This window comes from Streptomyces sp. NBC_00057, assembly GCF_045041165.1.
Classification (GTDB): domain Bacteria; phylum Actinomycetota; class Actinomycetes; order Streptomycetales; family Streptomycetaceae; genus Streptomyces.
The window spans coordinates 6,037,045-6,060,571 of record NZ_CP108256.1 but is presented as its reverse complement, the minus strand read 5'-3'; the positions used below and the strand labels follow the sequence as shown (position 1 = coordinate 6,060,571).

Sequence of the window (23,527 nt, the reverse complement as noted above, 5' to 3'; positions counted from 1 at the left end):
ATGGCTCCGCGTACCGTTCGAGGCCGTAGCGCCCCCGTCGCCTGTGCGCCCTGGGTTCGTACCCGGCTGCGCACCGCTCCCGGCGCATCGTGGGCGCTGGGGCTGCTGGTGCTGCTGACGTCGTTCCTCGCCGCCGCCTTCCCGCGCGCCGTCGAACGTTACGAGAACGAGGGGCTGCGCCATGACGTCGCCGTCGCCGACCCCCGGCACAGTGTTCTGGAGCTCAGCGCGCCGCAGCCCGATCTGCAAATGCGCCAGACACTGCGCGAGGCAGCGGTGCGTGAGGGGAAGTTGGCGTCCGTCCATCGCGCGGTGCTGCCCGCGCTGCCCGACGCGGTGCGACCCGACACCGCCCAGTCCGCGTACGGCTTCCGTACCGGGCAGCCGATCGCCGCGCAGGAGAGCTGGCTGCACCGGCCGGACCGCGTCGACCCCGAGCTGACCTACTCGACTCTGCCGGCCCTCGCGGACCACGCCACCCTGCGCGCCGGGAATTGGCCCGTCGTCCACGGCAAGGTCACCGCGGACACGCCGGAGGTGGAGGGTGCGGTCACCGAGGAGACGGCGAAAGCTCTGCGGATCAAGGCCGGTTCGGCCATCTCCCTGCCGACCCAGGGCGGGACACCGCTGACCGTACGGATCACCGGCATCGTCACCCCGGAGCGCCCCGAGGCGGCCTACTGGTCGGCCCAGCCACTGCTCCGGACCCCAGCCCTGATTCCCGAACGGGACTTGGAGCCCCCGCGATACCACTGGACCGCGGCTCTCCTGCTGCCGCCGGATGCCGCGCCCGCGCTGCTCGCCACCACGGGTGAAACGGAGGCGTTCTGGCGGTTCGCGCCGGGCACCTCCCGCCTCACCGCCTCCGACGTGCCGGGACTGCGCTCGTCGATCGCCTCGCTGGAGGGCGGTCCCGGGCTGGTGAAGATGCGTGCGGTGGCCGGTGGAAATGCCACGTTCACGACTGATCTGGACAAGATCCTCACCCGGTACGACGCTCTGCGTAAGGCGATCGGCCCGATCGTCACGGTCGCCGCCGTGGGCATCGGCGCCGTAGCCGCCGTCGTCCTGCTGATGACCGGCGGGCTGATCGGCGGGCGGCGCCGCAGCGAACTGGCGCTGCTGCGCTCGCGCGGCGGATCGCTGCGCGGCATCGGCGGCCGGCTGCTCGCCGAGACGGTGGTGACCACGGTGCCCGCGGCGGCGCTGGGTCTGCTGATCGCCGTACTGGCCGTCGGGCAGGCCCGGTTGTGGCCCTCGGTCGTCGGCGCGGCGGCCGTCGCCGTACTGGTCTGCGTCGCCCTGCCGCTGCATACGACGCTGCCGCACCGCAGGCCGCAGCTGCACGGAGCCCGCGACGACCTGATGAGCGCCCGCCCGTCACGGCGGCGCACGGTCGTCGAACTCACCTTTCTGGTGCTGGCCGTCGGCGCGGTCGTCGCCCTGCGCCGACGCGGTACGGGGTCCGACGGCGGCGGCGACCTGCTGGTCAGCGCCGCCCCCGTACTCGTCGGGCTGATCGCCGCCCTGGTCCTCGTACGGCTCCATCCGCTGCCGCTGCGTCTCGCCTCGCGCTCCGTCGCCCGGCGGCGCGGTGCAGTCGGCTTCCTGTCGCTGGCCCGCGCCGGGCGCACCTCGGCGGGCGGCACGCTGCCGCTGCTCGCGCTGCTGATCGCGCTGACCACGACCGCGTTCGGCGGCTCGGTGCTCGCGGGTGTCGCCGCCGCGCGGGACGACGCGGCGGTGCGCGCGACCGGCGCGGACGCCCGGATCAGTGGCCCGGGCATCTCCGTGCCGCTGCCGGACCGCCTGATCAGGGAGGTACGGGGAGCGGGCGGCGTACAGGAGGTGGCGGGCGTGCAGATCGAGTACGACGTTCGGTTTCCGGCCGACGGGGCGGGGGGCCAGAGCACCAAGGGCGCCACCCTGGTGGGCGTCGAACCGGCAACGTATGCCCGGCTGACCCGCGCGACCGGCCTCGGGGCGTTCTCCGCCGACCGGTTGAAGGCCGCCGGACCTGCGGCGTCGAAAGGGACGGCCCCGTCGAAGGACCGGGTGCTGCCCGTCATCGCCTCACCGTCCGTCGCCGAGCGGCTCGGCGACGGGCCACGTGACCTCTCCACGGCGGCCGGGAACTTCAAGGTGCGGGTGGCGGGTACCGTCACGCGCACTCCCGCCGTCTCCGACAGCGACTTCCTGATCGTCGACGCCGCATCGCTCTCACGACGGCAGACCACCGCGCTGCTGGTCACCGGCGGCTCCCTGGACCCGAAGGCGTTGCGCACGGCGGCGCGCCACGCGGGCAAGGACTTCTCCGTGCGGCTGCGCTCCGAGGAACGCGAGGCGTTCGTCGACACCCCCATGCAGCGGGGCGCCGAAGGGATCTACGCGGCAGCGGTCGCGGCCGGCGCGGGCTACGCCCTGCTCGCCGTCCTGCTGTCGCTGCTGCAGACCGCACCGGAACGCACCGCCCTGCTGGCCCGGCTGCGGACCATGGGCCTCACCTCCCGGCAGGGCAGACGGCTCCTCGGCCTCGAAGCGATGCCGCAGGCACTGCTGGCCGCCGTCGGCGGGCTGCTCGTCGGATGGGCGACGACCGCCCTGCTGGCGCCCGGCGTCGACCTGGTGAGCCTGGCGCTCTCCGGCGGGCCGGGATCCGGCGCAGCCGACACCGCTCCCCTGCGGGCCGACCCGTGGTCGCTGACGCTTCCGGCGCTCGGCGTGGTCGTCCTCACCGCCGCGGTGGCCGCCGTCCAGGCCTGGTGGATCGGCCGCCGCGGACCGATCACCGAACTCAGGGCAGGAGACCCCCGATGACGTCGCCGTCGACCGACACCACGCTGGCCGAGCTCGAACAGCGGGCCGCCGCACGCCGCGACCGGCCCTCCTACGGGCACGACGCGCTGATCGCCTGCGACCGCCTGGTCCGCATATTCTCCGCGGACGGGGTCGAGGTGCAGGCCCTCCAGGGCCTCGATCTGCTGGTCACCGAGAGCGAGTTGATGGCCCTGGTCGGCGCGTCCGGCAGCGGCAAGTCGACCCTGATGAACATCCTGGCGGGCCTCGATGTGCCCACGGCCGGGTCGGCGAAGGTCGCGGGGTCCGATCTGCTGTCGATGGGGCCGAAGGAACGGCTCCGCTACCGTCGCGACGTCGTCGGCTTCGTCTGGCAGCAGACCGCCCGCAACCTGCTCCCGTACCTCACCGCCGTCCAGAACATCACCCTGCCGATGCAGCTGCGCGGCCGGGGCCGGAACCGCGAACGGGCCGCGCGCGCCGAGTCGTTGCTCCGGATGCTGGGGCTGGAGGAGTGCCGCGACCGGCGCCCGCAGCAGCTCTCCGGCGGCCAGCAGCAGCGGGTGGCGATCGCCGTCGCGCTCGCCAACCATCCGTCGGTGCTGCTCGCCGACGAACCGACCGGCGAACTCGACTCCGCCACCGGCGAGCAGGTGTTCGCCGCGTTCCGCCGCGCCAACGAGGAGCTCGGCACCACGATCGTGATCGTCACGCACGACCAGGCGGTGGCGAGCGAGGTCCGCCGCACGGTCGCCATCCGCGACGGCCGTACGTCCTCCGAGGTGCTGCGCCGCACCGAGGTCGACGCGGCGACGGGCCTGGAGTCACAGGTGGCCCGCGAGTACGCAATGCTCGACCGCGCGGGCCGGCTGCAACTGCCCGCCGACTACACGGAGGCGCTCGGAATGGAGCACCGCGTGATGCTGGAGCTGGAACAGGACCACATCGGGGTCTGGCCGGACGACCAGCCGCACCCGTAACGGGTGTTGGTGGTGCTGGCCCCAGGTCGCTCCGGCCGGGTGGCCCGATGTTCCCGCGCCGCGTACGCCCCTAGCGTCGTGCGGGAGTCATCCACCTGATCCGAGGAGCACGATGCGCGTCACCTCACTGGTCACCGCCGGCCTGGGCCTGACCTGCTTACTCGCGGGCAGTGTGCCCGCGTCGGCCGCCCCCGCCGCCCCCGCCCACCAGCGGCTCCTCTGGGGCCCCTGCTCGCCGCAGCAGCAGGAGCTGAACGAGGCGGGCGCGCAGTGCGCGAAGGTGACCGTTCCCCTCGACTACTCCGATCCCGGCGGCCCGACGATCCGGATCGCGGTCTCCCGTATCAAGGCCGACGCGAAGCACGGCGAGCGGCGGGGCATCCTGCTGTCGAATCCGCGCTCCGGCTGGTGGACAGGGCCCTGACCGGTTAGGTCCTGTCAGTCTGTCCGGATGGGTCCGTCGGCCTGTCCGGATGGGTCCGTCGGCCTGTCCGGGCAGGTCCTTTCGTCGGGCCGTCGCTCAGCCCGCGCCCACCGTCACCGCGAGCGTGCCGAGCCCGCTGCCCGGGCCGCGCAGGGCGATCGAGCCGAACGGGGTGCGCAACCGCAGCCAGGACCCGGCCGCGAGCAGGGCGACCGGGAAGTCCGGCGCCGGGCGGAGGAAGCCGAGGGACTGGGCAGCGTGCACGGCCCGCAGCGGAAGCTCGGTGCTGCCGACCGTGCGCGACCAGATCTCGCGGCCGATCAGGTCCCGCTCCGCCCGGTTGCGGCGGTCCTCGGGCAGGGCCTCGTCGCGGGAGCGGAACTCCGCCACCGCAGCAGTGACTGCTGTGCGCAGGGAGACCGGGTCGGGCAGGCCCGGCAGTTCGTGCCAGCCGCCACGGGGCGGGAGGACACCCGTCCACGGTGGCCCGGTGACGGGTGCGGGCAGGGCGCCCGAACCGGCTGCCGTGCCCTCGACGTCGAGAGATTCGAGGAGTTCACCGGCGGACACCGTGACGTCGAAATCGTGCGATCCGGCCAGCCGCGCCGCCCGGATCGCCAGGACCTCGAACGACGGCGGCCTGCCGAACACGGCCAGCGCACTGCCGCCCGCCTGCATCCGCACCGCGGCTGCCCGGTCGTAGTGGAGCAGCCGACCGAGGAAGGCCGCGAGATCCGCGGCCTCCCTCGCGTCGGCGAACTCCAGCGACCGCACGGGCACCGTCATGCTGCGGCAGGCTCCTCGGCCAGGTACTGCTGGAGGAAGAGCTTCTCCTCGGCGGAGATCCGCCGGGGCCGCTCCTCGGCCAGGTTGTACGGCACGACGACGGTCGAGGCCCGTACGTAGACCTGATCCGGGTCCTTGATCTCGTACGCGATCGTCAGCGACGCGGCGCCGATCTTCGTGACCCACGACTCGACGGTCACCGGCTCGTGCCGGTGGACCAGCGGCCGTACGTAGTCGATCTCGTGCCGGGCCACGACGGACCCGCCCGAGAAGGACGGCGAGCCGTCCCCCGGCGCCAGCCGGAACATGAAGTCGATGCGCGCCTCCTCCAGATAGCGGAGGAAGACCACGTTGTTCACGTGGCCGAAGGCATCCATGTCCGACCAGCGCAGCGGGCAGTTGTAGATGTGACGTGCCAAGACGATCAGCCTCGCGTGAGCTTCTTGTACGTGGCACGGTGCGGGCGGGCCGCGTCCGCGCCGAGGCGGTCGACCTTGTTCTTCTCGTACGACTCGAAGTTGCCCTCGAACCAGTACCACTTGGAGTCGCCCTCGTACGCCAGGATGTGCGTGGCGACGCGGTCCAGGAACCAGCGGTCGTGGGAGATGACCACAGCGGCGCCCGGGAACTCCAGCAGGGCGTTCTCCAGCGAGGACAGGGTCTCGACGTCGAGGTCGTTGGTGGGCTCGTCGAGGAGCAGCAGGTTGCCGCCCTCCTTGAGCGTCAGCGCCAGGTTCAGGCGGTTGCGCTCACCACCGGAGAGAACACCGGCCGGCTTCTGCTGGTCCGGGCCCTTGAAGCCGAACGCGGAGACATACGCCCGCGAGGGCATCTCGACCTGGCCGACGTTGATGTAGTCCAGCTCGTCCGAGACGACGGCCCAGAGGGTCTTCTTCGGGTCGATGTTGGCGCGGGACTGGTCGACGTAGGAGATCTTGACCGTGTCACCGACCTTGATGGAGCCGGTGTCCGGGGTCTCCAGACCCTGGATCATCTTGAACAGCGTGGTCTTGCCCGCGCCGTTCGGACCGATGACGCCGACGATGCCGTTGCGGGGCAGCGTGAACGACAGGTCGTCGATGAGGACCTTGTCACCGAAGCCCTTCGAGAGGTTCTCGACCTCGACGACGACGGAACCGAGCCGCGGGCCCGGCGGAATCTGGATCTCCTCGAAGTCCAGCTTCCGCATCTTGTCCGCCTCGGCCGCCATCTCCTCGTAACGGGCGAGACGCGCCTTGGACTTGGTCTGCCGGCCCTTGGCGTTGGAGCGGACCCACTCCAGCTCTTCCTTGAGCCGCTTCGCGCGCTTCTCGTCCTTGCGGCCCTCGACCTTGAGGCGGGCCTGCTTCTTCTCCAGGTACGTGGAGTAGTTGCCCTCGTAGGCGATGGCGCGGCCGCGGTCGAGTTCGAGGATCCACTCGGCGACGTTGTTCAGGAAGTACCGGTCGTGCGTGACGGCGATGACGCAGCCCGCGTACTTCGAGAGGTGCTGCTCCAGCCAGTTCACCGACTCGGCGTCGAGGTGGTTGGTGGGCTCGTCGAGGAGCAGCAGGTCGGGGGCCTCGATCAGCAGCTTGCAGAGCGCGACGCGGCGCTTCTCGCCACCGGAGAGGTTGACGACCGGCCAGTCGCCGGGCGGGCAGCCCAGGGCGTCCATGGCCTGCTCCAGCTGGGCGTCCAGGTCCCACGCGTTGGCGTGGTCCAGGTCCTCCTGAAGCTTGCCCATCTCGTCCATGAGCGCGTCGGAGTAGTCGGTCGCCATGAGCTCGGCGACCTCGTTGAAGCGCTTGAGCTTGCCCATGATCTCGGCGGCGCCGTCCTGGACGTTCTCCAGGACCGTCTTCGCCTCGTCGAGGTGCGGCTCCTGCATGAGGATGCCGACGCTGAAACCGGGCGACAGGAACGCGTCACCGTTGGACGGCTGCTCCAGGCCCGCCATGATCTTCAGCACCGTGGACTTACCGGCGCCGTTGGGGCCCACCACACCGATCTTCGCCCCGGGCAGGAAGCTCAGCGTGACGTCGTCAAGGATCACCTTGTCGCCGTGCGCCTTGCGCGTCTTGCGCATCGTGTAGATGTACTCAGCCAAGAGAAACCGTCCGGCAATCGATGTGTGGGCAGATACACCCCATCTTGCCTGACGTCCATCCCAGGACGGAAACCCGTCTCATCAGGGCCCTGTGACCTGCCCCTTCGCCATCCACGCTGGTAGCTCCCCTGTCACTGGTTGTCGCCCTCGATCAGTACTGAGCGCCCTCGCACGGCCCAGGGACGGCCCAGGAACGATCACTCGGCGTACGTCGTCCCCTCGCCGAGCCCGGCCCTCACCTCGGCTATCGCCCGGTGGGAATCTCGTAAACGATCTCGCACAGGGCGGCGGGCACGACGATATCCGCGGTCTCCACTGGTCGGCCTTGGTCGCTGTAGTACGTCCGCCTGATGTGGGTGACAAGAGCGGCCTTCTGGATACCGAGAAGCGATGCTTCCTCGGCAGTCGCCTGCCGCGGTTCCGGCTGCTCGACAGCGTGGCTGACCGTGATGCCGATCGCAGCCATACGGTTCACGACGCCCGCCCCGGCGTGCGGCCCTCCCTCGGGGAGGACGACAAGCGTGCCGGCAGTCAGGTCGTACGGCTCCCAGCTCGTCGACAACTGGACCGGCTTGCCGTCGGCCAGGAACTCGTACACGGAACGGACGCACAGGTCGCCTTCGGCGACACCGAGCCGTGCCGCGATCTCCGCCGGAGCGGGAACCTTGGCCTCGGTCCGGCTCTCCCAGTCCCCGCACTTGCCCACAGCCTGCATGTCCGCACGGAACGGGGAACCGTCACGCTGCTCGCGCGCCGACGAACGGACCACCCGGACGCGCCGCCGAGGTTCGGCGACATACGTACCGGAACCCGCACGACCTTCCAGGACTCCCTGCGAGATCAGCAGCTCCTGCGCCCGACGGACCACGTTCTCGCCGACGCCGCACTCCTCGCCGATCTGAGCACGTGAGGGCAGCCGGTCCCCCGGTGTCCACTCATGCTCCGCGATCCGTTGTCGGAGAACGTCCGCGATGCGGAGATAAGGCGGCTGCTCAGGCATATGGAAAATCTAGTCCACTAGCTCCTAGTTAACTAGCTTCACGTAACGTGATCACTCGGCGACGGAGATACCTGTGCCCGCTTCCGAACTGAGCGTCGAGGACATCGCCGCCCGGTTGTCCGCCGCCGGACTGACCACACGCGCAATGCAGCACGCCCACCACACGTCGATCGAAGCGGAGGTGCCGGACGACTTCCCCGCCGACTCATGGCGGGAGGTCCTGGACGCAGTGGCGAAGGCCGATCGATCCGGCCTGTTCGCGAGCAACGTGGGCGGCCTCGTCTTACGGGCCGCTGTACGCAAAGAGGTCCCCGCGACGGGCGATGTCCGGGGACCTGGCCATCAGCAATAGGAGCTGATCAGCGTGTTCAACCGTATCCGCCGTGCCGTCTCACGCACCAGTGAGCGGTACTTCCCGAGGGGCCGACACCGCCGCCCCTTAACGCCCGTCCGCTCGACGGCCGTTCACCGCGGACTCGCCAACTCCCCCGCACCGCACATGGGGCGGTTTCGAGACGGCATGGATGTTCTCGCAGACGACGAGATCGCGCTCGTCCGCCCGTACGTGCTGGCAAGCGGCGAAGGCGCGATGAGGCTCTCAACGGCCGTAGCTCACACTCCCTTCGCGCAAACCTGGTTCGCACCGCCGGAGGCGACCTGATGCCTTCTCATCAGCGACCAGGCGTGACGAAGGCGAAAGCCACTCCCTACAGGTCGAGCTCGCGCCTGATTGGTACGCACCGTGAGTGCGCGCATTCCTCCCCCACCGTGGCACCGATCGGCGTCCCCGTGGTCTACGAAGCGTGCAACTGCCCCTGCCACCCTTCCGCTTCAAGGGAGGTGTCCCAGTGAGGAGATGGACACCCAGTGGCGCACTTGCCGCCACCGTCGAGATCACCGCGACCAGCGTGCGCTTTTCAAATCTGCATGGCCGCGTTCATCCTGGTTCGCACACGTCCACTCGCCAGGTTGCAGCCGGACTCGCTGGGGAACTGAACGACCACGTATGACGGTGAACGAGACTACGGATGGGACTGCGCCGACAGGCCGGGCCGAGCACGTTCTCCCGCGTGGCTACCGCCTCCTGCGGATCTTACTCTTCTTCGCCTTGGCTTCCTTCTCCTTGCGTTGCGCAACGCCGTAGGCAGACCAGGAGCCCTGGTGCTTCGCGCAACGAGAGGTGCCGACCACTGCGAGGTTCCGGCACGCTGCACCAGCTTTGGTGCGAGCGCCACACCTGGACTGAGATGCCATTCCATACCCCCTGCGAAAAGGCCAGGTAACTCCAGACCCAGGCAGGCTTCCATGTCGGACTTGAACGCGGTAGGCGTATGCGAGAGGCATGGGAGCACGTTCAGGATCGCCACCGAAGCAGACCGGTAGGAGCTTCAGCCGGCAGCGGTTCAGATTGAACGTGGGGACTCGGTCCGGGTAGCCCTGCCGTGACGGTTTTCAAGACCGCCCGCATACGCGAACGCCGGACTCTCTGAGCTGCACATTCGCTACGAGTGTCCCGGCGGCGCTGATACCCTCCTACGCCTCCCCCAGCGCCGCCAGATGCCTCGAAGCCCTCCACGAGGCTCACCAAGACGCCCTTTCCCCAACACGCTTTCCAACTGTTTTGGTGGGGTCTTGGGTTGTGTGCGGGGGCGTTCACCTGCGTTCATGGGCGGCTGGTCCGTGGGGCGCGCCCGGCGTTCGGTCCCCTCTGAACGGTCGTGAACGGTGCTGAATGAGACGGAAACCGAGACGGTCCGGGTCTGCGATCCTGGGCGACAACGGGCATGTTCATCGCAGGCCGGCGGACTGGGACCAGGAGCAGTCATGCACAGGTCCGTCCATCAGAACTTGCCCCCCACCAGGGCCATGCGATGGCCACCCAGCGCGCGTGCGAATCGTTCGAGGAAGCTGGGACTGAACTCGGGCCAGTCCCAGAACTCAAAGCCCAAGTAGCCGAAGGCGTAGTAGTCGTCGTCCCAAGTCCACTCAGTCAGGTCACTGGCTCGACGACAGCGTGGGCAGGTAACGGCGGCTCCGCCCGTGTTGTGCCAGGTTTCAATGGCCTTTCCGAAGGGCTCCCACGCGGCCTCGATCACGTCCCACTCATCCGTGTACAGGTCCACCCGGCCGGCACAGTGAGGGCAAACCGCGAACATGGCATCACCCTGGCCACCATGGAAGACGGTTCTGCCCGTCTCGATCTTGAGCCCGTCGCTGGGCTCCCAGTCCGCCTGACCGACCGCCTTGGCCCAGAGGGGGCCGGGCGGGTGCCCCAACGGCACCCCGAGAACGCAATTGGTGAGTTCGGCCCGGACTATCCCTTCCTTCACCAGCCAGTCCAGGCCACTGGTGGCGAGGGTTGGAGCGTCCGCTTGAGTGGCGTCCAGGTCGACGACGGTTTGGAAGTGGCTTCCCATGAGAGTGACAGTAGAAGACGCCACCGACAGCGACCGTGGGACCAATCGGGGAGCGGAGGACCTGAGCTTGGGAATCACCGATCTTGGTCGCGCTCGTAGGGCGCCGGCCAGGGCGAACAGGCGCCAGGGCGAACCCTAAAAATCCCCGTGGCAACCGCCGTTGACCGCTGTTCACCGCCCTGTCTGGCACGTGTGTGGCACGGCCAGTTGTCAGTGCTCCTTGCTAGCTTGCACACGAGAGACCGGTCAGAGAACCTTCGAGGTCCGCGGTCAAGGGGGGTGGGCACAAAGGTCCCCTGGAGACCACCTCGGGACTGTCAGCGGAAGCCGTGGAATCCACCCCCCTCCTACCTCCCGGCGGTGGCCCCGCCCGGTTCGGATTGGCCGCGAAGCCACCGATCACTGAGAAATGCGTCTGGGATGTCGCCCTCCCAGGGGTCGATCCCGCGCTCTTCCAGCTCGTCGAACCATCGGTCACGCTGTGACTCAGGCAGACGCACACCGCACCAGGGACAGAACAGGAGCTCCACATAGGAGGAGCCTCCGTCGTGAATGAGCAGCCCGTACTCCTGATACCTGGGCATGAAGTGAACCAGCGCGTCAGGGCATGCAAACGGATCGCTGTGGACGTCGCAGTCCCATTCGACGTGGCGTTCCATGGCTTCACAGCAGTGCTCTCGCATGGTGACAGTGTGGCCTGATCCTTATCAGGTCGATCAAGGGGGCTCGTGGACCTCGTCCAACGCGCTCCGTGCCCCTGTTGGCCTGCCGCTGACGATCGGCGAGATTCGCGCTCGTTGGTGTGAGCTGCTGATGTCAGGAATCCGGGTGCTCTTGACGAGTCGGCTCGTCGGACTCTCGCGCCCAGGCATAGGGCATCGGCTCGTTCACGTCGAGCACCCACGGGTCGGGGTATCTGGCGTGACATCCGGTGCACCGCGCGACGAATGTCCCGATCTCGGGGTTCGTCATGATGCTGTAGTTCGATGACGGCACGGCACGAATCACATAGTCATTGGCCGTGGTCTCCAGCGCCGGCCACCTCGGTGAACACTCACAAGGTGCGTTCGCTGCAAATGTCTCGTCGTCGGGTGAGTGGTGGGTGCTCCCGAGCGTCTTGAAGAGCTTCCTCAGTGCCCGCACGGCGCTCCCCCTTCTGTGATCACCCGACGTGTTGATCACGTAGGCCCCATGGGCGGACAGGCTATCCCGAGGTCGGTGGAGCCCTGGCCGAGTCAAGAGTGCCGACGATCTCGAAAACCGTCGTGGCGCGAGTCACCGTGGGTTCAAATCCCACACCCACCGCCCAGGTGAACGGCCTCTGACCAGGCAATTAGGTCGGGGGCCGTTCGCATGTCCGTGCACCGTGACCGCCCGGTGATCCCCGCGGTTTCCCGCTCGATCGGGCACGCGAGGGGCACGCGTGGGGGTCGGTCACTTGGCTATCATTCGCAGCGTTCGACAGCGTCGGGTCGCAGTCGTACCTCCTGCACTTGATGGCAATCCGAGTAGATGGTGGCGGTGATCGCGCCGCATTTGCACACCAGGTTGGGCCCCCATTCGCCGTCCATCCCGCAGCAGTACCCGCGGCGCATCGCGATGTCGGGGTGCTCTTCCAGGCCGAGGCCGTCGCCGGGGTTGAGCACGATGGTGCCGCTCGGACCGGACTCCACCAGGAAGCCGGACGACTCATCCAGTACGTACGGTGGGCCGGACGGATCGGGATCGACCGCAAACGTCCCCGGAGGCATCCGCACGATAGGTTCAGCGGAATGCCCGCTTGCGTCCGGGGGTGACGCCTCCGGCCGGTACCACCCGTCATCCACATCCTGGTCCGGCAGGGACTGCTCAGTGACCGTCGGCGTTACCGCGCGGTGGCAGCTGCGGCACTGGAAGACCGTCACCACGGCACCTCGTTTCTTCGATTACTATCGGCGCAGTTGCGCACACGGTCGGTGGAGTCTCAATAGCTGAGTCAAGCCAGAGGCGCCCTGTTCTGCCAAGCCGAGGCCCGCTGGCCGGCCACAAGACTTGAACCTGTGGCCTCATCCTTGTCAGGTCGATCTGGGGGCCGCTTCCTCGTACACCAACTCGCCCTGTCGCAGGGCAAGGAGTCCGCGCTAGTGCGGCGCCGATCGTTGTCGTTCACGCCCGTTGGTGTCAGACGGTGATGTCAAGGGCCTGAACTGAGTAGCCGTGCTCATGTGCAACGTCTTCCGCGCAAGCATGCTGGGCCGCATGCGATTGATCAGGTACGGCAGGCGGAGGTGTGGTGGGCATGAGGCACAGTCAGCCGTCAACCGGCCAGCAGGTCGGGATCAGCGTGGCGCTACTCGTCATCGACCTGATCGTCATCGCCTATTTGGTGTTCCGCTACGGGATGACTGGGTGGGCCGACGCCTACGACCAAGGCAATCCGCCCAGCGCCCCCAAGGAAGCATTGCGGGGCACGTGGCTGCTGCTCGGCGGCGCCGTCGTCACAGGTGGCGGTCTCTTTCTCCTGCGATGGCGTATCCCCGGCACCGTGCAACTGCTTGTCCTGGGCATCGGAGCAGGGCTGCTCGCCTGCTACGCCGCCAGAGATTAGTGCGCTAGCCAACCCACCTCTACCCACCACTCACCCCAGCTCCCACCCCGTCCGCCTTCGACCCACACACCGTGGAGCAGTCGTGGTTCAGGGCGTCAAGGTGGAGCGCGCCACTGTACGAACGACCTTGACGCCCTGGGCCGCGACTGCTCGGCTTTGCCTGGGTCGAAGGTGGTCGGGATGGGAGCCCACAACGCTCACCACGAATCCGCCGGCACCTGCGAACGGCGGCCCCTCCCATCCCGGAGTCTGAGCGCCCCCGCCGGAGGCATGTCCTTGGCCCGCGGATCGGTCTCGACTCATGCCCTCGGGCCTATCCACTGCGGGCGCGCGTCGGCGGCGGCAGCGCCGAGCGGGCCGGAGGCAGGAGCGCGGGCGCAGCCAGAGCCGGGAAGCGCGCCCGGCGGAGCGGAGCGTAGCCGGGTGCCTTGATGAAGTAGGGAAAGTTCTACCGCGCTGGGATCAGGTGCTTGCCGTCGTGGCTTCGCACGTGGGGGCCGGCTCCGTCGAGGGCGTCCAGCAGGCGGATCGCGTAGACCTCGGACATGCGCTCGCTGATCTGCTCCTGGGTGAGCCATTCGACTGCCACGGATTCCGCGGACGTGCGCTCAGCGCCTCCAGAAGGCTTGCACCGGAAGACCAAGGCGACGATGCCCCGGGTCGTGTTCTTGTAGACCCCGGTGAGTTCGTCCACCTCGACGTGGATACCCGTCTCTTCCAGGACCTCGCGCACGACGCCCGCCTCCGGGGTCTCGTCGAGTTCGAGTACGCCGCCAAGTAGCTCCCAAGTGCCGTTGTCGGCGCGCCGAATCGCCAGGAGACGCCCGTCTTCGCGCACCACTACCCCGGCCGACCCGTGAAGGCGTTCGGCGACGGCTCCGACATCACGGAACAGGCAGTCGCCTCCTACGTCGCCAAGTACGCCACCAAGGCCGCTGAGACCACCGGCACCATCGACCGCCGGATCGGTGAACTCTCCGAACTCGACCGCCATCAGGTCCCCGACACACCCGCCGTCTGATCGCGGCCTGCAAGCAGCTCGATCCTCTCTACCCCGAACGTCGGCTCTGGGCCTGGGCGCACATGCTCGGCTTCCGCGGCCACTTCTCCTCCAAGTCGCGCCGCCTGGCCGACGTGTGGCTGACCAACATCGAAGCCGACATGGCACGCGGCCAGTACATCGACCCGCGAGCGGCGCGGACCACCTTCCGTGAGTACACCGAGCGCTGGATCGCGGCTCTGACCACCGACCTCGCGAGCCGGGCCGCGGTGGAGGGGCGGCTACGCCTTCATGCCCTGCCTTACCTCGGAACGCGTCCGATCGGCTCGTTCCAGCCCGAGCACATCCGCGACTGGAACCGTCAGCTCGAAGATGCCGTGGCGTCAGCCTCCTACCGGCGTCTGATCTTCGATGCGGTCTCCTCCGTGCTCACCGCGGCCGTGGATGACCGCCTGCTGGCCTCAAATCCCTGCCGAGCCCGATCGGTCAAGGCGCCTCGTCCCTCACCCTCCCGCGTCCATCCGTGGTCGGCCTCGCAAGTCTTCGCCGTGCGGGCCGGCCTCCCCGAGCGCTACCAGGCCATGACGGACGTCGGTGGCGGCTGTGGCCTCCGCCAGGGCGAGATCTTCGGGCTCGCGGTCGACAACATCGGAGACCTCGGCTGGCTCTACGTCCGGCAGCAAGTGAAGAAGGTCCGCGGTTCTCTCGTCTTCGCGCCGCCGAAGCGAGGCAAGCTCCGGGATGTTCCTCTGGACCCGGAGGTGTCCGTGGCCCTGACTGAGCATCTGAAGCGCTTCCCGCCGGTCGACGTGACCTTGCCCTGGGTGACGCCCACCGGCCTCAAGGTCACCCATCGGCTCGCCTTCACGAGCAGCGTCGGCACGGCCCTGTGGAGCAACGGCTTCAACGACGAGCGGTGGAAGCCCGCGCTCGCCGCCGCCGGCATCATCCCGTCGCCGGACAAGGGCCAGCGCTACGCGGCGGCCCGTGAGCACGGCATGCACGCCTTGCGGCACTTCTACGCCTCGGTCCTTCTGGACGCCGGCGAGAACATCAAGGCTTTGAGTCTCTACCTCGGGCACAGCGACCCCGGGTTCACGCTCCGGGTGTACACGCACCTGATGCCGAGCAGCGAGACGCGGACCCGGAAGGCCATCAGCGCGATGTACCGGGCCGCCGGTCACGCCCATGACGGCCCAGGCTGCCTGAGACGGCCCCTCATCGGCGGGAAAACTGCTGGTGAGGGGCTGTTTTATGCCCTCGCTCGGTGAGAAACACCCCATCTTGCCTGACGTCCATCCCGGGACGGAAACCCGTCCGGTCCGCGGTACACCCCGACCCGCCTCCCGGCACGCACCGCCCCCCTTCTTCCGGCATGCGACGGCCCCGGTACGCGGACGCGTACCGGGGCCACCATCAGGCAGGCGTGACAGATTGCCTGCCGTTCGTCACTCCGTGATTACTGGGCGGAGGACTGCGTCTTGCGCTTGCGGAGGAAGAAGACCGCGCCGCCGCCGACGACGACGAGGGCGATCGCGACGCCCGCGATGACCGGAGTGGCGCTGGAGCCACCGGTCTCGGCGAGGTCGCCGGTGGACCCGGTCGAGCTGCCGCCGGCCGTGGCCGGGGCGGGCTGGTCCTGGGTCTGGGTGTCGAGGCCGCCGGTGCCGCTGCCGCTGGTCTTGCAGTCCAGGACGCCCTTGAACGTCTTCGAGAAACCACCGGGGCCAGTGATCGTGAAGTCGTACGCCTGGTCCTCGGCGACCGGGACGGTCACCGTCTCGGACTTGCCCGCCTCGATGGTGTGCTTCACCCCGGCCAGCTCGAACGTGAACGCCTCGTCGCCCTTGTTGCTCGCGGTGACGTCCACGCCGCCCTTGGCACAGTTCTTCTTCGCCGAGACCGCCGGGATCGCACCCTGCTCGGCCCAGGTCGCGGTGGCGGTCGCAGAGACCGTGGACTCGCTGGAGCCGGCCAGGATCATGGTCTGGCTCTTGGTCACCCCGGCGAAGGCCCGGCCGACCGGCACCGACGTCGTGGCCTGGACGGTCAGCGAGGCGGAACCGTCGGTGGTGCCCGCCGGTACGTCGAAGTAGAGCTCAGCACCGTTGGCCGCCGCGGTCACGGGCTTGCCGCTCTTGTCGGTGACCTTGACACCGCTGGCGGCGTCGGCGGGCGGGGTCACGGATACCTGGCTCGCATTGGTACGGACGGTGACCGGCCCGAGCCGCTCACCGGACTTGCCGGAGACCGCGGCCGGGCCCAGGGCGAGGGACGCCTTGGGCTCGGCCTGATCGACGGCGTTGTGCTCCAGCCAGTCGGCGAGCTTCTCGGCCTGGCCGTCGGTTGCGTCGATATCGGCGTTGTCCGAGTAGCGCCAGATGGCGACCTGGGTGCCCGCCGCCGCGGTCTTCTCGGTGAGCGGCCCGGTGCCGGCCTGCTTGGCGAGCGCCGCGAGGTCGTCGACCTGCGGGTAGGAGTGCTCCAGGATCCAGCGGATCTTGCCCGCGTTCTTGTTGCTGCCGAGCGAGGTCTGGTTCCAGGGGGTCTCCAGATACTTCGCCTGGTTCTGGGTGGGGTTGTGGATGTCGATGCAGTACGTCTTGAGCTTGCCACCGCCGTCGACGGTCATTTCGAAGAGCCCGGCGGGCAGCTCCTGATTCCGGCCGTCCGCGTGGAGCACGGCACGGTCGTAGGTCTTCAACCCGTCCAGGACCGCGGCCGCGCCACCTTGATGCTGCGGCGCCTCGTCAGCGACCGCACCGCCCGCGCCGACGAGGGCGCCAACCATGACCAGACCGGATGCCACCACCGAAGCGGCCAGCCGGGCTATGCCCCGCCGCCGTGGAGAATCGGTCGTCTCCGTGGACGACAAAACGGTCGCTGAATAAGCAGAAAACACAGAATTCCCCTCCGGGCGAGACCCTCCGCGCCTCATGCGCGTGTGGGGATTGTCCCGCCAGTCGACTCAAGTGCCCCGTGAGTACTGGGGAATCCTAAGGACGAAGCGATGAACAGTCCCCCGTCGTACCGTCGTACAACCATTCCGAATCGGAATCGTTATCGCCGGTATCGCGTGCACGACTCCGCTCCCCTCGGTCCACCCCGATCCGCACAGGTCCGATCACGGCACCGACGCAAGCTCCTGGCCACCTTTCTGACGCCCTGTCGACCTCTTGGCCCGCTGCCGCCCGGCCCGTTCACTCAGTTCGCTCTGTTCACCCTTTTCTTCCTGCTCGTCCCTCTCCCGTTCACCCTGCTCGGCCCGCTCGGCTCGTGACACGTCGTGCGAACCACCCGACCCGACCGACCACTCCGGTTCGTCCGGGCGTTCCGGCGCACCGATCGGATCACCCACCCTGTCCACGCTCCCCCCACGCGTCACCAGCCCCGGATCACCCCTCATCACCCGCCGGAACGCAGCCGTCCCCCGGGTCAGGTCGTGCCCCACCGCAACCGCCTCGATGTCCACGAACGTCCTGCGCCGGCCCTCCCGTTCCTCCTCGCGCACCTTCAACCTGCCGTGCACGACGAGTGGTTCTCCGACGGAGACGGAACCGGACAGATTCGATGCCAGAGTCCGCCAGGCCCACACGGTGTAGAAGCTGGTGTGCCCGTCCGTCCAGAGCTGTTTCTCGCGATCCCAGCGGCGCGGCGTCACCGCGAACCGGAATCGCGCCATTCCGCCGGTCGCGGTTTCCCGGAACTCCACGCCCGTCGCCGCGTTTCCCACCAGTGTCACCAAGGTGTCATTCATGACTCCGCCTCCCCTTCGGCCTTCGGCTTCAGCGACCGCACCCGCGCGGCCACTGATCCCAGGTTGAAGGGAAGGCGGAAATCCTGCTGATGGCTGTGGACTACAGAACAGTTGTGGAAAACTCCGTCACCGTCACGTATCGCTCCCGCACCTCGCGGTACCGCACGAGTTCCGCCGCCACCGGATCGAGCACCCGTGCCCGCCCACAGGCCGCCGCAGCCTCGCGCAACTGCCGCTCGGCCTCCTGCCCGTACCGTCGGGCGGGCCCCCGTGCCGCGGCCGCACACGACCACTCCACGAGCGGACCGCCGATGATCCCGGCCAGCATCACCAGGGCGGGCGTGAGGAATCCCGGTTCGAGTACGCCGACGATCTGGCCCACCAGCCAGAGACCGCCGAAGATCTGCAGCAACGTCATCGATGCCTGTGCCAGCACGGCGGCGGGCCACCACCTGGGCCGCGGCGGTTTCCCGCCCACGCGACCGCTGTGCGCCACACCTGAGGCCCCGGCCACCCCGGTCGCCACGACCGTCGAACCGCCCGGACCGGCCGAACCCTGCGCACCGCCTGCCGCGCCACCCGAGAAACAGCTCACCGCCCACCCCCGCCCGTCCGCGCCGGCGGCCCTTTCCGCCAGCTTGTCGAGCGCCTCCGGCAGCCCTTCCGCACCGTTCACCGCGGCCTCGCGGACCGCCTGTGCCCAGGGGCCGGGCAGGCCGCCGGCGGCCTCGTCCGCCACCGTCCGCACGGCCTGTTCGACGCGTTGCCGTGCGGTGAGCTGCTCCTCGGGGGGTGCGGGCTGCGCCGGGCACTCCAGGCTTCCCGGCCGCCGCGTGGAGTCGTACCAGCGCCACAGCCGCAGCCACGGCGTGCCGCACGCCCGGCCGGCGTTCCTTCGCCACTCGCGCTCGGCCGCCTGTCCCGCGGCGGCCGCTCCGACGGCCTCCGCGAGCCGGTCGGCGAACTCCTCGCGGGCCACTTCGCCGAGACCGGGCCGCCCCTCGGCGACGTACACCGGACGGAGCCTGGCCGCGGCGGCGTCCACATCCGCGGACAGTCGGCGCGCCGCTGCCGTGCGCTCCTGGACGAAGCGGCCGAGCATCTCGCGCAGTTCGCCCACGCCTTCGCCGGTGAGTGCGGACAGGGACATGACGGTGGCGCCCGGTTCGCCGTGTTCGCCGAGCGCCATGCCGTCCTCGTCGAGCAGCCGGCGCAGATCGTCGAGGACCTGGTCGGCGGCGTCGCCGGGCAGCCGGTCGATCTGATTGAGGACGACGAACGTGATCTCGGCGTGTCCGGCGAGCGGCCGCAGGTAGCGCTCGTGCAGGGCCGCGTCCGCGTACTTCTCCGGGTCGACGACCCAGATCACCGCATCGACCAGCGCAAGCACCCGGTCGACCTGATCACGGTGCCCGGTCGCCGCCGAGTCGTGGTCGGGCAGGTCGACGAGGACGAGCCCCTGGAGTGCCTCGTCGGCGTCCGTACCGCTCTGTTGCGGCCTGCGCCTGAGCCGTCCCGGAACGGCGAGCCGGTCCAGCAGCCCCGCGGCCCCGTCGGTCCAGGAGCAGGCGATGGGGGCGGAGGTGGTCGGCCTGCGCAGACCGGTGTCGGAGATCTGGGCGCCCGCGAGGGAGTTGAACAGGGTCGATTTGCCGCTGCCGGTCGCTCCGGCGATGGCGACGACGGTGTGGCTGGAGGAGAGCCGCTGGCGGGCTGCCGCTTCGTCGAGCACGCGTCCCGCCTCGGCGAGGGTGGCCCGGTCGAGCCTGGCCCTGGACAGCCCGACGAGTTCACGCAGCGCGTCGAGCCGCGGCCGGAGCGGACCGCTCGACGGTACGTACGCCTCGACCTGGGGCAGCCGTACCTCGTCGTTCGGGGCGATCCCGGTCTCGGTGTCTGTCCCCTTGGCGGCCGCGCGCCGGGCGATGAGCCCGTCGTTCCAGTCCCCGCCCGCCTCCGGCACAGCTGTGCGCAGGTCGTCGGGTGTCCGGCGCCGACTCCGGTGGTTCCGGTTCCGGTCCTCGTGAGATGTGGGACTCTCGCCCCGGCCGGGCCCCTCGTCAATGACGGCAGTCATCACTGCCACCTCTCCTTCTGCAGTACGGACAGCGCGGCAATCAGTTCGGCCTGCGGCTCCGGGGCCACGTCGAGTGCGTCGAGCGGTGCGAGCCGCCGGTCGCGCTCGCCGTCCAGCACCCGGTCGAAGCAGTTGGTGAGCAGTGCGCCGCCCTTGTCGCGCAGCCGCAGCGCACCCTGGGCCCCGATCCGTTCGGCGAGCTGTTCCCCGGCGCCGCGGGTACGGCGACCGCCGAGCAGTGCCGCGGCCAGGAGCGCCACCACTGTCTCGGCGTCGGGTGCGGCGTTGCGTTCGAGCCGTCGCACCTCTTCCTCGGCCAGTTCCTCCAGCACCCGCCACCACCGCCGTACGGCCATGGCGATCCGGCCCCGGATGTCCTCGGCGGGCCCCCATCCCCCGGCCTCCCGGCCGACGTCCTCGAAGCCGAACACCCCGGCTGCGGGCTCGCGCTGCCAGGTCGTGCGGATCTGTTCGTCGGCTGCGGCCACCGCGCACTGCAGAAGTGCGGCAAGACTCTCCACCAGCGCTTCGAGGAGTTCCTCGGAGTTGCTGTACATCGGGTATCCACGCCACCGGGTCCGGGCGTCTCCGGCGAGCACGCCGCCGTTGCGCAGCCGCCGCCGGACTCGGGCGCCTTCCGTGCGGTACGCGTCCTCGACCACACCGGTCAGCCGCACGGCCGCCGCGTACTGTGCCGCGACGGCCCCGGCCAGCGCGGGCATCCGTACGTCCAGCGATTCGATGACCCCGGCCGCCGTGCGCCCGACCGCCTGCTGACGGGCCGCCGGATCCTGGGCGCGGTGGCTGAGCCAGGCCCGCAACGGGGCGACCGCGGTGGTGGGCAGCAGCCCGCTGCCGCCGCCGGCCGATTCGGGCAGCTCGGGAATGGTGAAGCGCGGCACCTCACCGAGGCCCGCCTTGGTGAGCAGCGCCCCGTACTGCCGGGACACCTCGGCGATCACCTGGTGCGGTACCCGGTCGAGGACGGTGACGAGCGAGGCGTCGTACTCCTTGGCGGTACGCAGCAGGTGCCACGGCACGGCGTCCGCGTACCGGGAGGCCGTGGTCACCATCACCCACACATCCGCGGCGCAGATCAGCTCGGCGGCCAGGACCCGGTTCCGTACCACGAGCGAGTCGATATCGGGCGCGTCGAGCAGCGCGAGCCCGCGCGGCAGCCCGGTGGCGGTCTCGACGCGCAGCGCGGTCCCGTCCTCCTCCTCGCTCCCGTCGAGGTCGTCGCACCGACCGGGGTCCCCGTTCCCCTCCGGGGGCAGCCAGACCCTGGTGAGCTGCGGCAGTACGCGGACCCCCGCGAACCAGTGGTGATCATCCGGATGGCAGACGAGCACGGGCGTCCGCGTGGTCGGGCGCAGCACCCCCGCCTCGCTGACCAGCCGCCCCACCAGCGAATTGACGAGCGTCGACTTGCCCGCCCCGGTGGACCCGCCGATGACCGCGAGCAGGGGTGCTTCAGGATCTCTGAGCCGGGGAAGCAGATAGTCGTCGAGCTGGGCGAGCAGCTCGCTACGGGTCTGGCGGGCGCGCGCGGCCCCCGGCAGCGGAAGTGGAAGACGCACGGCAGCGACACGGTCGCGCAGGGCGGAAAGTGCGTCGATGAGCTGAGGCCGTACATCCAAGGTCACCACATGCGAAGAATGCCCAATTTTGGCGCCTTTTTGAAGCGTATAGCCACCTCTGCGCGCCGGTTCTCCTGCTGGAACAGAGTCGGGACAGAGGGGACGAGTGGGGCGCAGGCATAACGAGTGCACAACACCCGGGGCGCGAGGCGTCAAAAGCGATGCGGGAATCCCACCCACCTGCGATTATCGGTTCGCTTCACCGAACCTCCACATCGTGCCACGCAGGTGAAGCAACCGGGTCGAGGCGATCGGAGCCCTATCCTTGTCCCGGCGGGTCATCTGCCCGGCCCCAGGGTTCCAGGCCACCGAGGCCACCACCCGGCCCCCGTAGCTCAGTGGATAGAGCAGGCGCCTTCTAAGCGCTTGGCCGCAGGTTCGAGTCCTGCCGGGGGCGCACAGCCCGAACGGCCATGAGGCCCTCCGCATCGGAGGGCCTTTTCGCTGGTCAGAGGCACGCTAGCGAGCGCGGCGTAGTGGTGACGTAAGACCTGACGGAAGCCCTGGTGGGGCAGGCGACAGTCCGGCTGGAGGCGGTTTCACACGGCTTCTGGCGGCTGCGTCCGCGGATGGGCCTATCTTGGCGCTTATGCAGTTCTACACGATCGGCCAGGCCGCCCGGCTCCTCGGTGTGAGCCCCGACACCGCGCGGCGCTGGGCCGACGCCGGCCGGGTGGCCACCCATCGGGACGAGGGCGGGCGGCGGCTCATCGAGGGGAAGGATCTTGCCGTCTTCTCCGTGGAGCTGGCCAAGGGCGGTGGCGGTGAGGAAGACGCTTCGTACACCTCGGTCCGCAATGCCTTCCCCGGGATCGTCACCGCGGTGAAGCTCGGTGATGTCGCCGCCCAGGTGGAGATCCAGGCCGGCCCGCACCGGCTGGTGTCGCTGCTGACGCGGGAGGCTGTGGAGGAGCTGGGGCTGGAGGTCGGGATGGAGGCCACTGCCCGGGTGAAGTCGACGAACGTGCACATCGACCGCGTCTGACCGAGGAACGGTGGCCTCCCCGGGTGGCAGCCGCCGACCGAGTACGAATGCGCCCCGGTCCCCGCCGGCGCGGTCGAGCGAAGTGTCGTCGATCGTGGCGGCGAGCAGTACAGGCGCGCGGCCGAAGTCGGGATCGATCTCCGCCCAGGACAGCAGGGCGTGGTGGCCGTCCGTGCCGGACACCGCGATCAGGAAGCGCAGGCGGTCCTTGCGGCGGGCTGGGTCGAAGACGGGACCGGCCGCCGACAGGACGTCATGCAGGAGCGGTCCGGTGAAGCGGTGGTGCTGGATGCCGCTGGTGGCGCACTCGAAGCTGACATCGGTCTCGTGCTGCGGCCAGGCGAGCAGGTCGGGCACCGTCAGGCTGGCCGGACGGGTCAGATCGCCGGTGAGGGCGAGTTCCGCCACCGTGTCCGCCACTGCGGGGGATCGACGCACGGGCTACCACCTCCCGGATGTCCGTACCCGGATACCCATCCTGTACAAACGCACATGCAATCCCGAAAGATCAATGATCCGGCTCATGCAAAGCCACAGGAGACTTTCCCCTCGCATCTGCGGCAGTATCATCGGCGGATGCGCATCTACCGGATCGGGGACGCGGCCGCCTCGCTCGGCGTCAGCGCCGACACCGTGAGGCGTCTGGTCGACGGCGGGAAACTCACCGCCGAACGCGACGAAGTCGGCCGCCGGATCATCCCCGGGCCGGCCCTCGCGGCCTACGCCCGGCAGTTGCACCGCACGGAGCGGGATTCCACCGGCTCCTCGGCCCGCAACCGCTTCTCCGGCATCGTCACCGACGTGATCCTCAAAGACGTGTCGGCGCAGGCGGAAATCCAGGCCGGGCCGTTCCGGGTGGTGGCGATGGTCAGCCGTGAGTCGGCTGAGGAACTGAAGCTGGAGCCCGGTGTTCCGGCGGTTGCCGTGATCAAGTCGACCAACGTGGTCGTCGACAGACCGTAGATGTGTCCGTCAGGACCAGAGGGAGT

Annotated in this window: 22 protein-coding genes, 1 tRNA gene and 2 pseudogenes; 11 read left to right on the top strand and 14 right to left on the bottom strand. The window is 69.3% G+C overall.

What is annotated here, in order from left to right; all coding sequences use genetic code 11:
- From OG953_RS28530 to OG953_RS28520, 3 genes are all read left to right on the top strand, one after another.
- Entirely contained in the window at window positions 1-2,817 is a 2,817-nt protein-coding gene (locus OG953_RS28530; protein WP_405687848.1) for an FtsX-like permease family protein, read from the top strand.
- Window positions 2,814-3,776, top strand: a complete 963-nt coding sequence (locus tag OG953_RS28525) for an ABC transporter ATP-binding protein (RefSeq protein ID WP_405687847.1) — start codon at window positions 2,814-2,816, stop codon at window positions 3,774-3,776. Before OG953_RS28530 ends, OG953_RS28525 begins: the two co-directional genes overlap by 4 nt.
- A 112-nt stretch (window positions 3,777-3,888) precedes the next feature.
- Window positions 3,889-4,200 (top strand): hypothetical protein, encoded by a 312-nt coding sequence (locus tag OG953_RS28520; RefSeq protein ID WP_405687845.1) that lies wholly within the window; start codon window positions 3,889-3,891, stop codon window positions 4,198-4,200.
- Window positions 4,201-4,296: 96 nt separating this feature from the next.
- Here the strand turns inward: OG953_RS28520 and OG953_RS28515 are convergent, their stop codons facing one another.
- From OG953_RS28515 to OG953_RS28500, 4 genes are all read right to left on the bottom strand, one after another.
- A complete protein-coding gene (locus tag OG953_RS28515) occupies window positions 4,297-4,986 on the bottom strand; it encodes a hypothetical protein (protein ID WP_405687843.1) in 690 nt (229 codons plus the stop codon).
- Window positions 4,983-5,405 (bottom strand): thioesterase family protein, encoded by a 423-nt coding sequence (locus OG953_RS28510; RefSeq protein ID WP_266361441.1) that lies wholly within the window; start codon window positions 5,403-5,405, stop codon window positions 4,983-4,985. The genes OG953_RS28515 and OG953_RS28510 overlap by 4 nt, the downstream gene beginning before the upstream one ends.
- Window positions 5,406-5,410: 5 nt before the next feature.
- Window positions 5,411-7,075, bottom strand: a complete 1,665-nt coding sequence (ettA, locus tag OG953_RS28505; protein ID WP_405687842.1) for an energy-dependent translational throttle protein EttA — start codon at window positions 7,073-7,075, stop codon at window positions 5,411-5,413.
- Window positions 7,076-7,319: 244 nt separating this feature from the next.
- Window positions 7,320-8,075 carry a GntR family transcriptional regulator gene (locus tag OG953_RS28500; protein ID WP_405687841.1) on the bottom strand — a complete coding sequence of 252 codons (756 nt, stop codon included), beginning with the start codon at window positions 8,073-8,075 and terminating at the stop codon, window positions 7,320-7,322.
- A 73-nt stretch (window positions 8,076-8,148) separates the two neighbouring features.
- On the opposite strand from OG953_RS28500, the gene OG953_RS28495 reads away from it, so the two are divergent.
- Window positions 8,149-8,427 (top strand): hypothetical protein, encoded by a 279-nt coding sequence (locus OG953_RS28495; RefSeq protein ID WP_405687839.1) that lies wholly within the window; start codon window positions 8,149-8,151, stop codon window positions 8,425-8,427.
- Window positions 8,428-8,595: 168 nt separating this feature from the next.
- Complete coding sequence (locus OG953_RS28490; RefSeq protein ID WP_405687838.1) at window positions 8,596-8,736, top strand: hypothetical protein; 141 nt, start codon at window positions 8,596-8,598, stop codon at window positions 8,734-8,736.
- A gap of 1,180 nt (window positions 8,737-9,916) precedes the next feature.
- Here the strand turns inward: OG953_RS28490 and OG953_RS28485 are convergent.
- The 4 genes from OG953_RS28485 to OG953_RS28470 form a co-directional block, all read right to left on the bottom strand.
- Entirely contained in the window at window positions 9,917-10,492 is a 576-nt protein-coding gene (locus tag OG953_RS28485) for a hypothetical protein (RefSeq protein WP_405687836.1), read from the bottom strand.
- A 347-nt stretch (window positions 10,493-10,839) separates the two neighbouring features.
- Window positions 10,840-11,175 (bottom strand): DUF6980 family protein, encoded by a 336-nt coding sequence (locus tag OG953_RS28480; protein ID WP_405687834.1) that lies wholly within the window; start codon window positions 11,173-11,175, stop codon window positions 10,840-10,842.
- Window positions 11,176-11,308: 133 nt separating this feature from the next.
- Window positions 11,309-11,674 (bottom strand): hypothetical protein, encoded by a 366-nt coding sequence (locus OG953_RS28475; protein ID WP_405687832.1) that lies wholly within the window; start codon window positions 11,672-11,674, stop codon window positions 11,309-11,311.
- Window positions 11,675-11,937: 263 nt separating this feature from the next.
- Window positions 11,938-12,399, bottom strand: a complete 462-nt coding sequence (locus OG953_RS28470; RefSeq protein ID WP_405687831.1) for a hypothetical protein — start codon at window positions 12,397-12,399, stop codon at window positions 11,938-11,940.
- 371 nt (window positions 12,400-12,770) lie between these two features.
- Between OG953_RS28470 and OG953_RS28465 the strand changes: the two genes are divergently transcribed.
- The gene (locus OG953_RS28465; protein ID WP_405687830.1) at window positions 12,771-13,079 is read left to right on the top strand and encodes a DUF6234 family protein; all 309 of its coding nucleotides are present in this window, start codon (window positions 12,771-12,773) and stop codon (window positions 13,077-13,079) included.
- A 448-nt stretch (window positions 13,080-13,527) separates the two neighbouring features.
- On the opposite strand, the gene OG953_RS28460 is transcribed toward OG953_RS28465, so the two are convergent.
- Window positions 13,528-13,974, bottom strand: a complete 447-nt coding sequence (locus OG953_RS28460; protein WP_405692115.1) for an NUDIX hydrolase — start codon at window positions 13,972-13,974, stop codon at window positions 13,528-13,530.
- Between OG953_RS28460 and OG953_RS28455 the strand changes: the two are divergent.
- A pseudogene (locus OG953_RS28455) lies at window positions 13,930-14,204 on the top strand (replication initiator); the annotation flags it as partial. The gene OG953_RS28460 and the pseudogene OG953_RS28455 sit on opposite strands and share 45 nt — an antisense overlap.
- 9 nt (window positions 14,205-14,213) lie before the next feature.
- On the top strand, window positions 14,214-15,350 hold the full coding sequence (locus OG953_RS28450; protein WP_405692113.1) for a tyrosine-type recombinase/integrase: 1,137 nt from the start codon (window positions 14,214-14,216) through the stop codon (window positions 15,348-15,350).
- 188 nt (window positions 15,351-15,538) lie between these two features.
- Here OG953_RS28450 and OG953_RS28445 read toward each other — a convergent pair whose 3' ends face one another.
- The 4 genes from OG953_RS28445 to OG953_RS28430 form a co-directional block, all read right to left on the bottom strand.
- The gene (locus OG953_RS28445; RefSeq protein WP_405687829.1) at window positions 15,539-16,981 is read right to left on the bottom strand and encodes an LAETG motif-containing sortase-dependent surface protein; all 1,443 of its coding nucleotides are present in this window, start codon (window positions 16,979-16,981) and stop codon (window positions 15,539-15,541) included.
- A gap of 222 nt (window positions 16,982-17,203) precedes the next feature.
- Window positions 17,204-17,836 (bottom strand): single-stranded DNA-binding protein, encoded by a 633-nt coding sequence (locus tag OG953_RS28440; protein WP_405687827.1) that lies wholly within the window; start codon window positions 17,834-17,836, stop codon window positions 17,204-17,206.
- Window positions 17,837-17,936: 100 nt separating this feature from the next.
- Window positions 17,937-19,913, bottom strand: coding sequence for a GTP-binding protein (locus OG953_RS28435; RefSeq protein WP_405687826.1), 1,977 nt, complete (start codon window positions 19,911-19,913; stop codon window positions 17,937-17,939).
- Window positions 19,913-21,553 (bottom strand): ATP-binding protein, encoded by a 1,641-nt coding sequence (locus OG953_RS28430; RefSeq protein WP_405692111.1) that lies wholly within the window; start codon window positions 21,551-21,553, stop codon window positions 19,913-19,915. The genes OG953_RS28435 and OG953_RS28430 overlap by 1 nt, the downstream gene beginning before the upstream one ends.
- Before the next feature lie 324 nt (window positions 21,554-21,877).
- On the opposite strand from OG953_RS28430, the gene OG953_RS28425 reads away from it, so the two are divergent.
- Window positions 21,878-21,950, top strand: a tRNA-Arg gene (locus OG953_RS28425).
- A 192-nt stretch (window positions 21,951-22,142) separates the two neighbouring features.
- Window positions 22,143-22,538 (top strand): molybdopterin-binding protein, encoded by a 396-nt coding sequence (locus OG953_RS28420; protein WP_405687825.1) that lies wholly within the window; start codon window positions 22,143-22,145, stop codon window positions 22,536-22,538.
- Window positions 22,539-22,601: 63 nt separating this feature from the next.
- On the opposite strand, the pseudogene OG953_RS28415 reads toward OG953_RS28420, so the two are convergent.
- Window positions 22,602-22,946: pseudogene (locus OG953_RS28415) on the bottom strand (molybdopterin-dependent oxidoreductase); the annotation flags it as partial.
- 168 nt (window positions 22,947-23,114) lie between these two features.
- Here OG953_RS28415 and OG953_RS28410 point away from each other — a divergent pair.
- Entirely contained in the window at window positions 23,115-23,501 is a 387-nt protein-coding gene (locus tag OG953_RS28410) for a molybdopterin-binding protein (protein WP_405687823.1), read from the top strand.
- Window positions 23,502-23,527 lie beyond the last annotated feature (26 nt).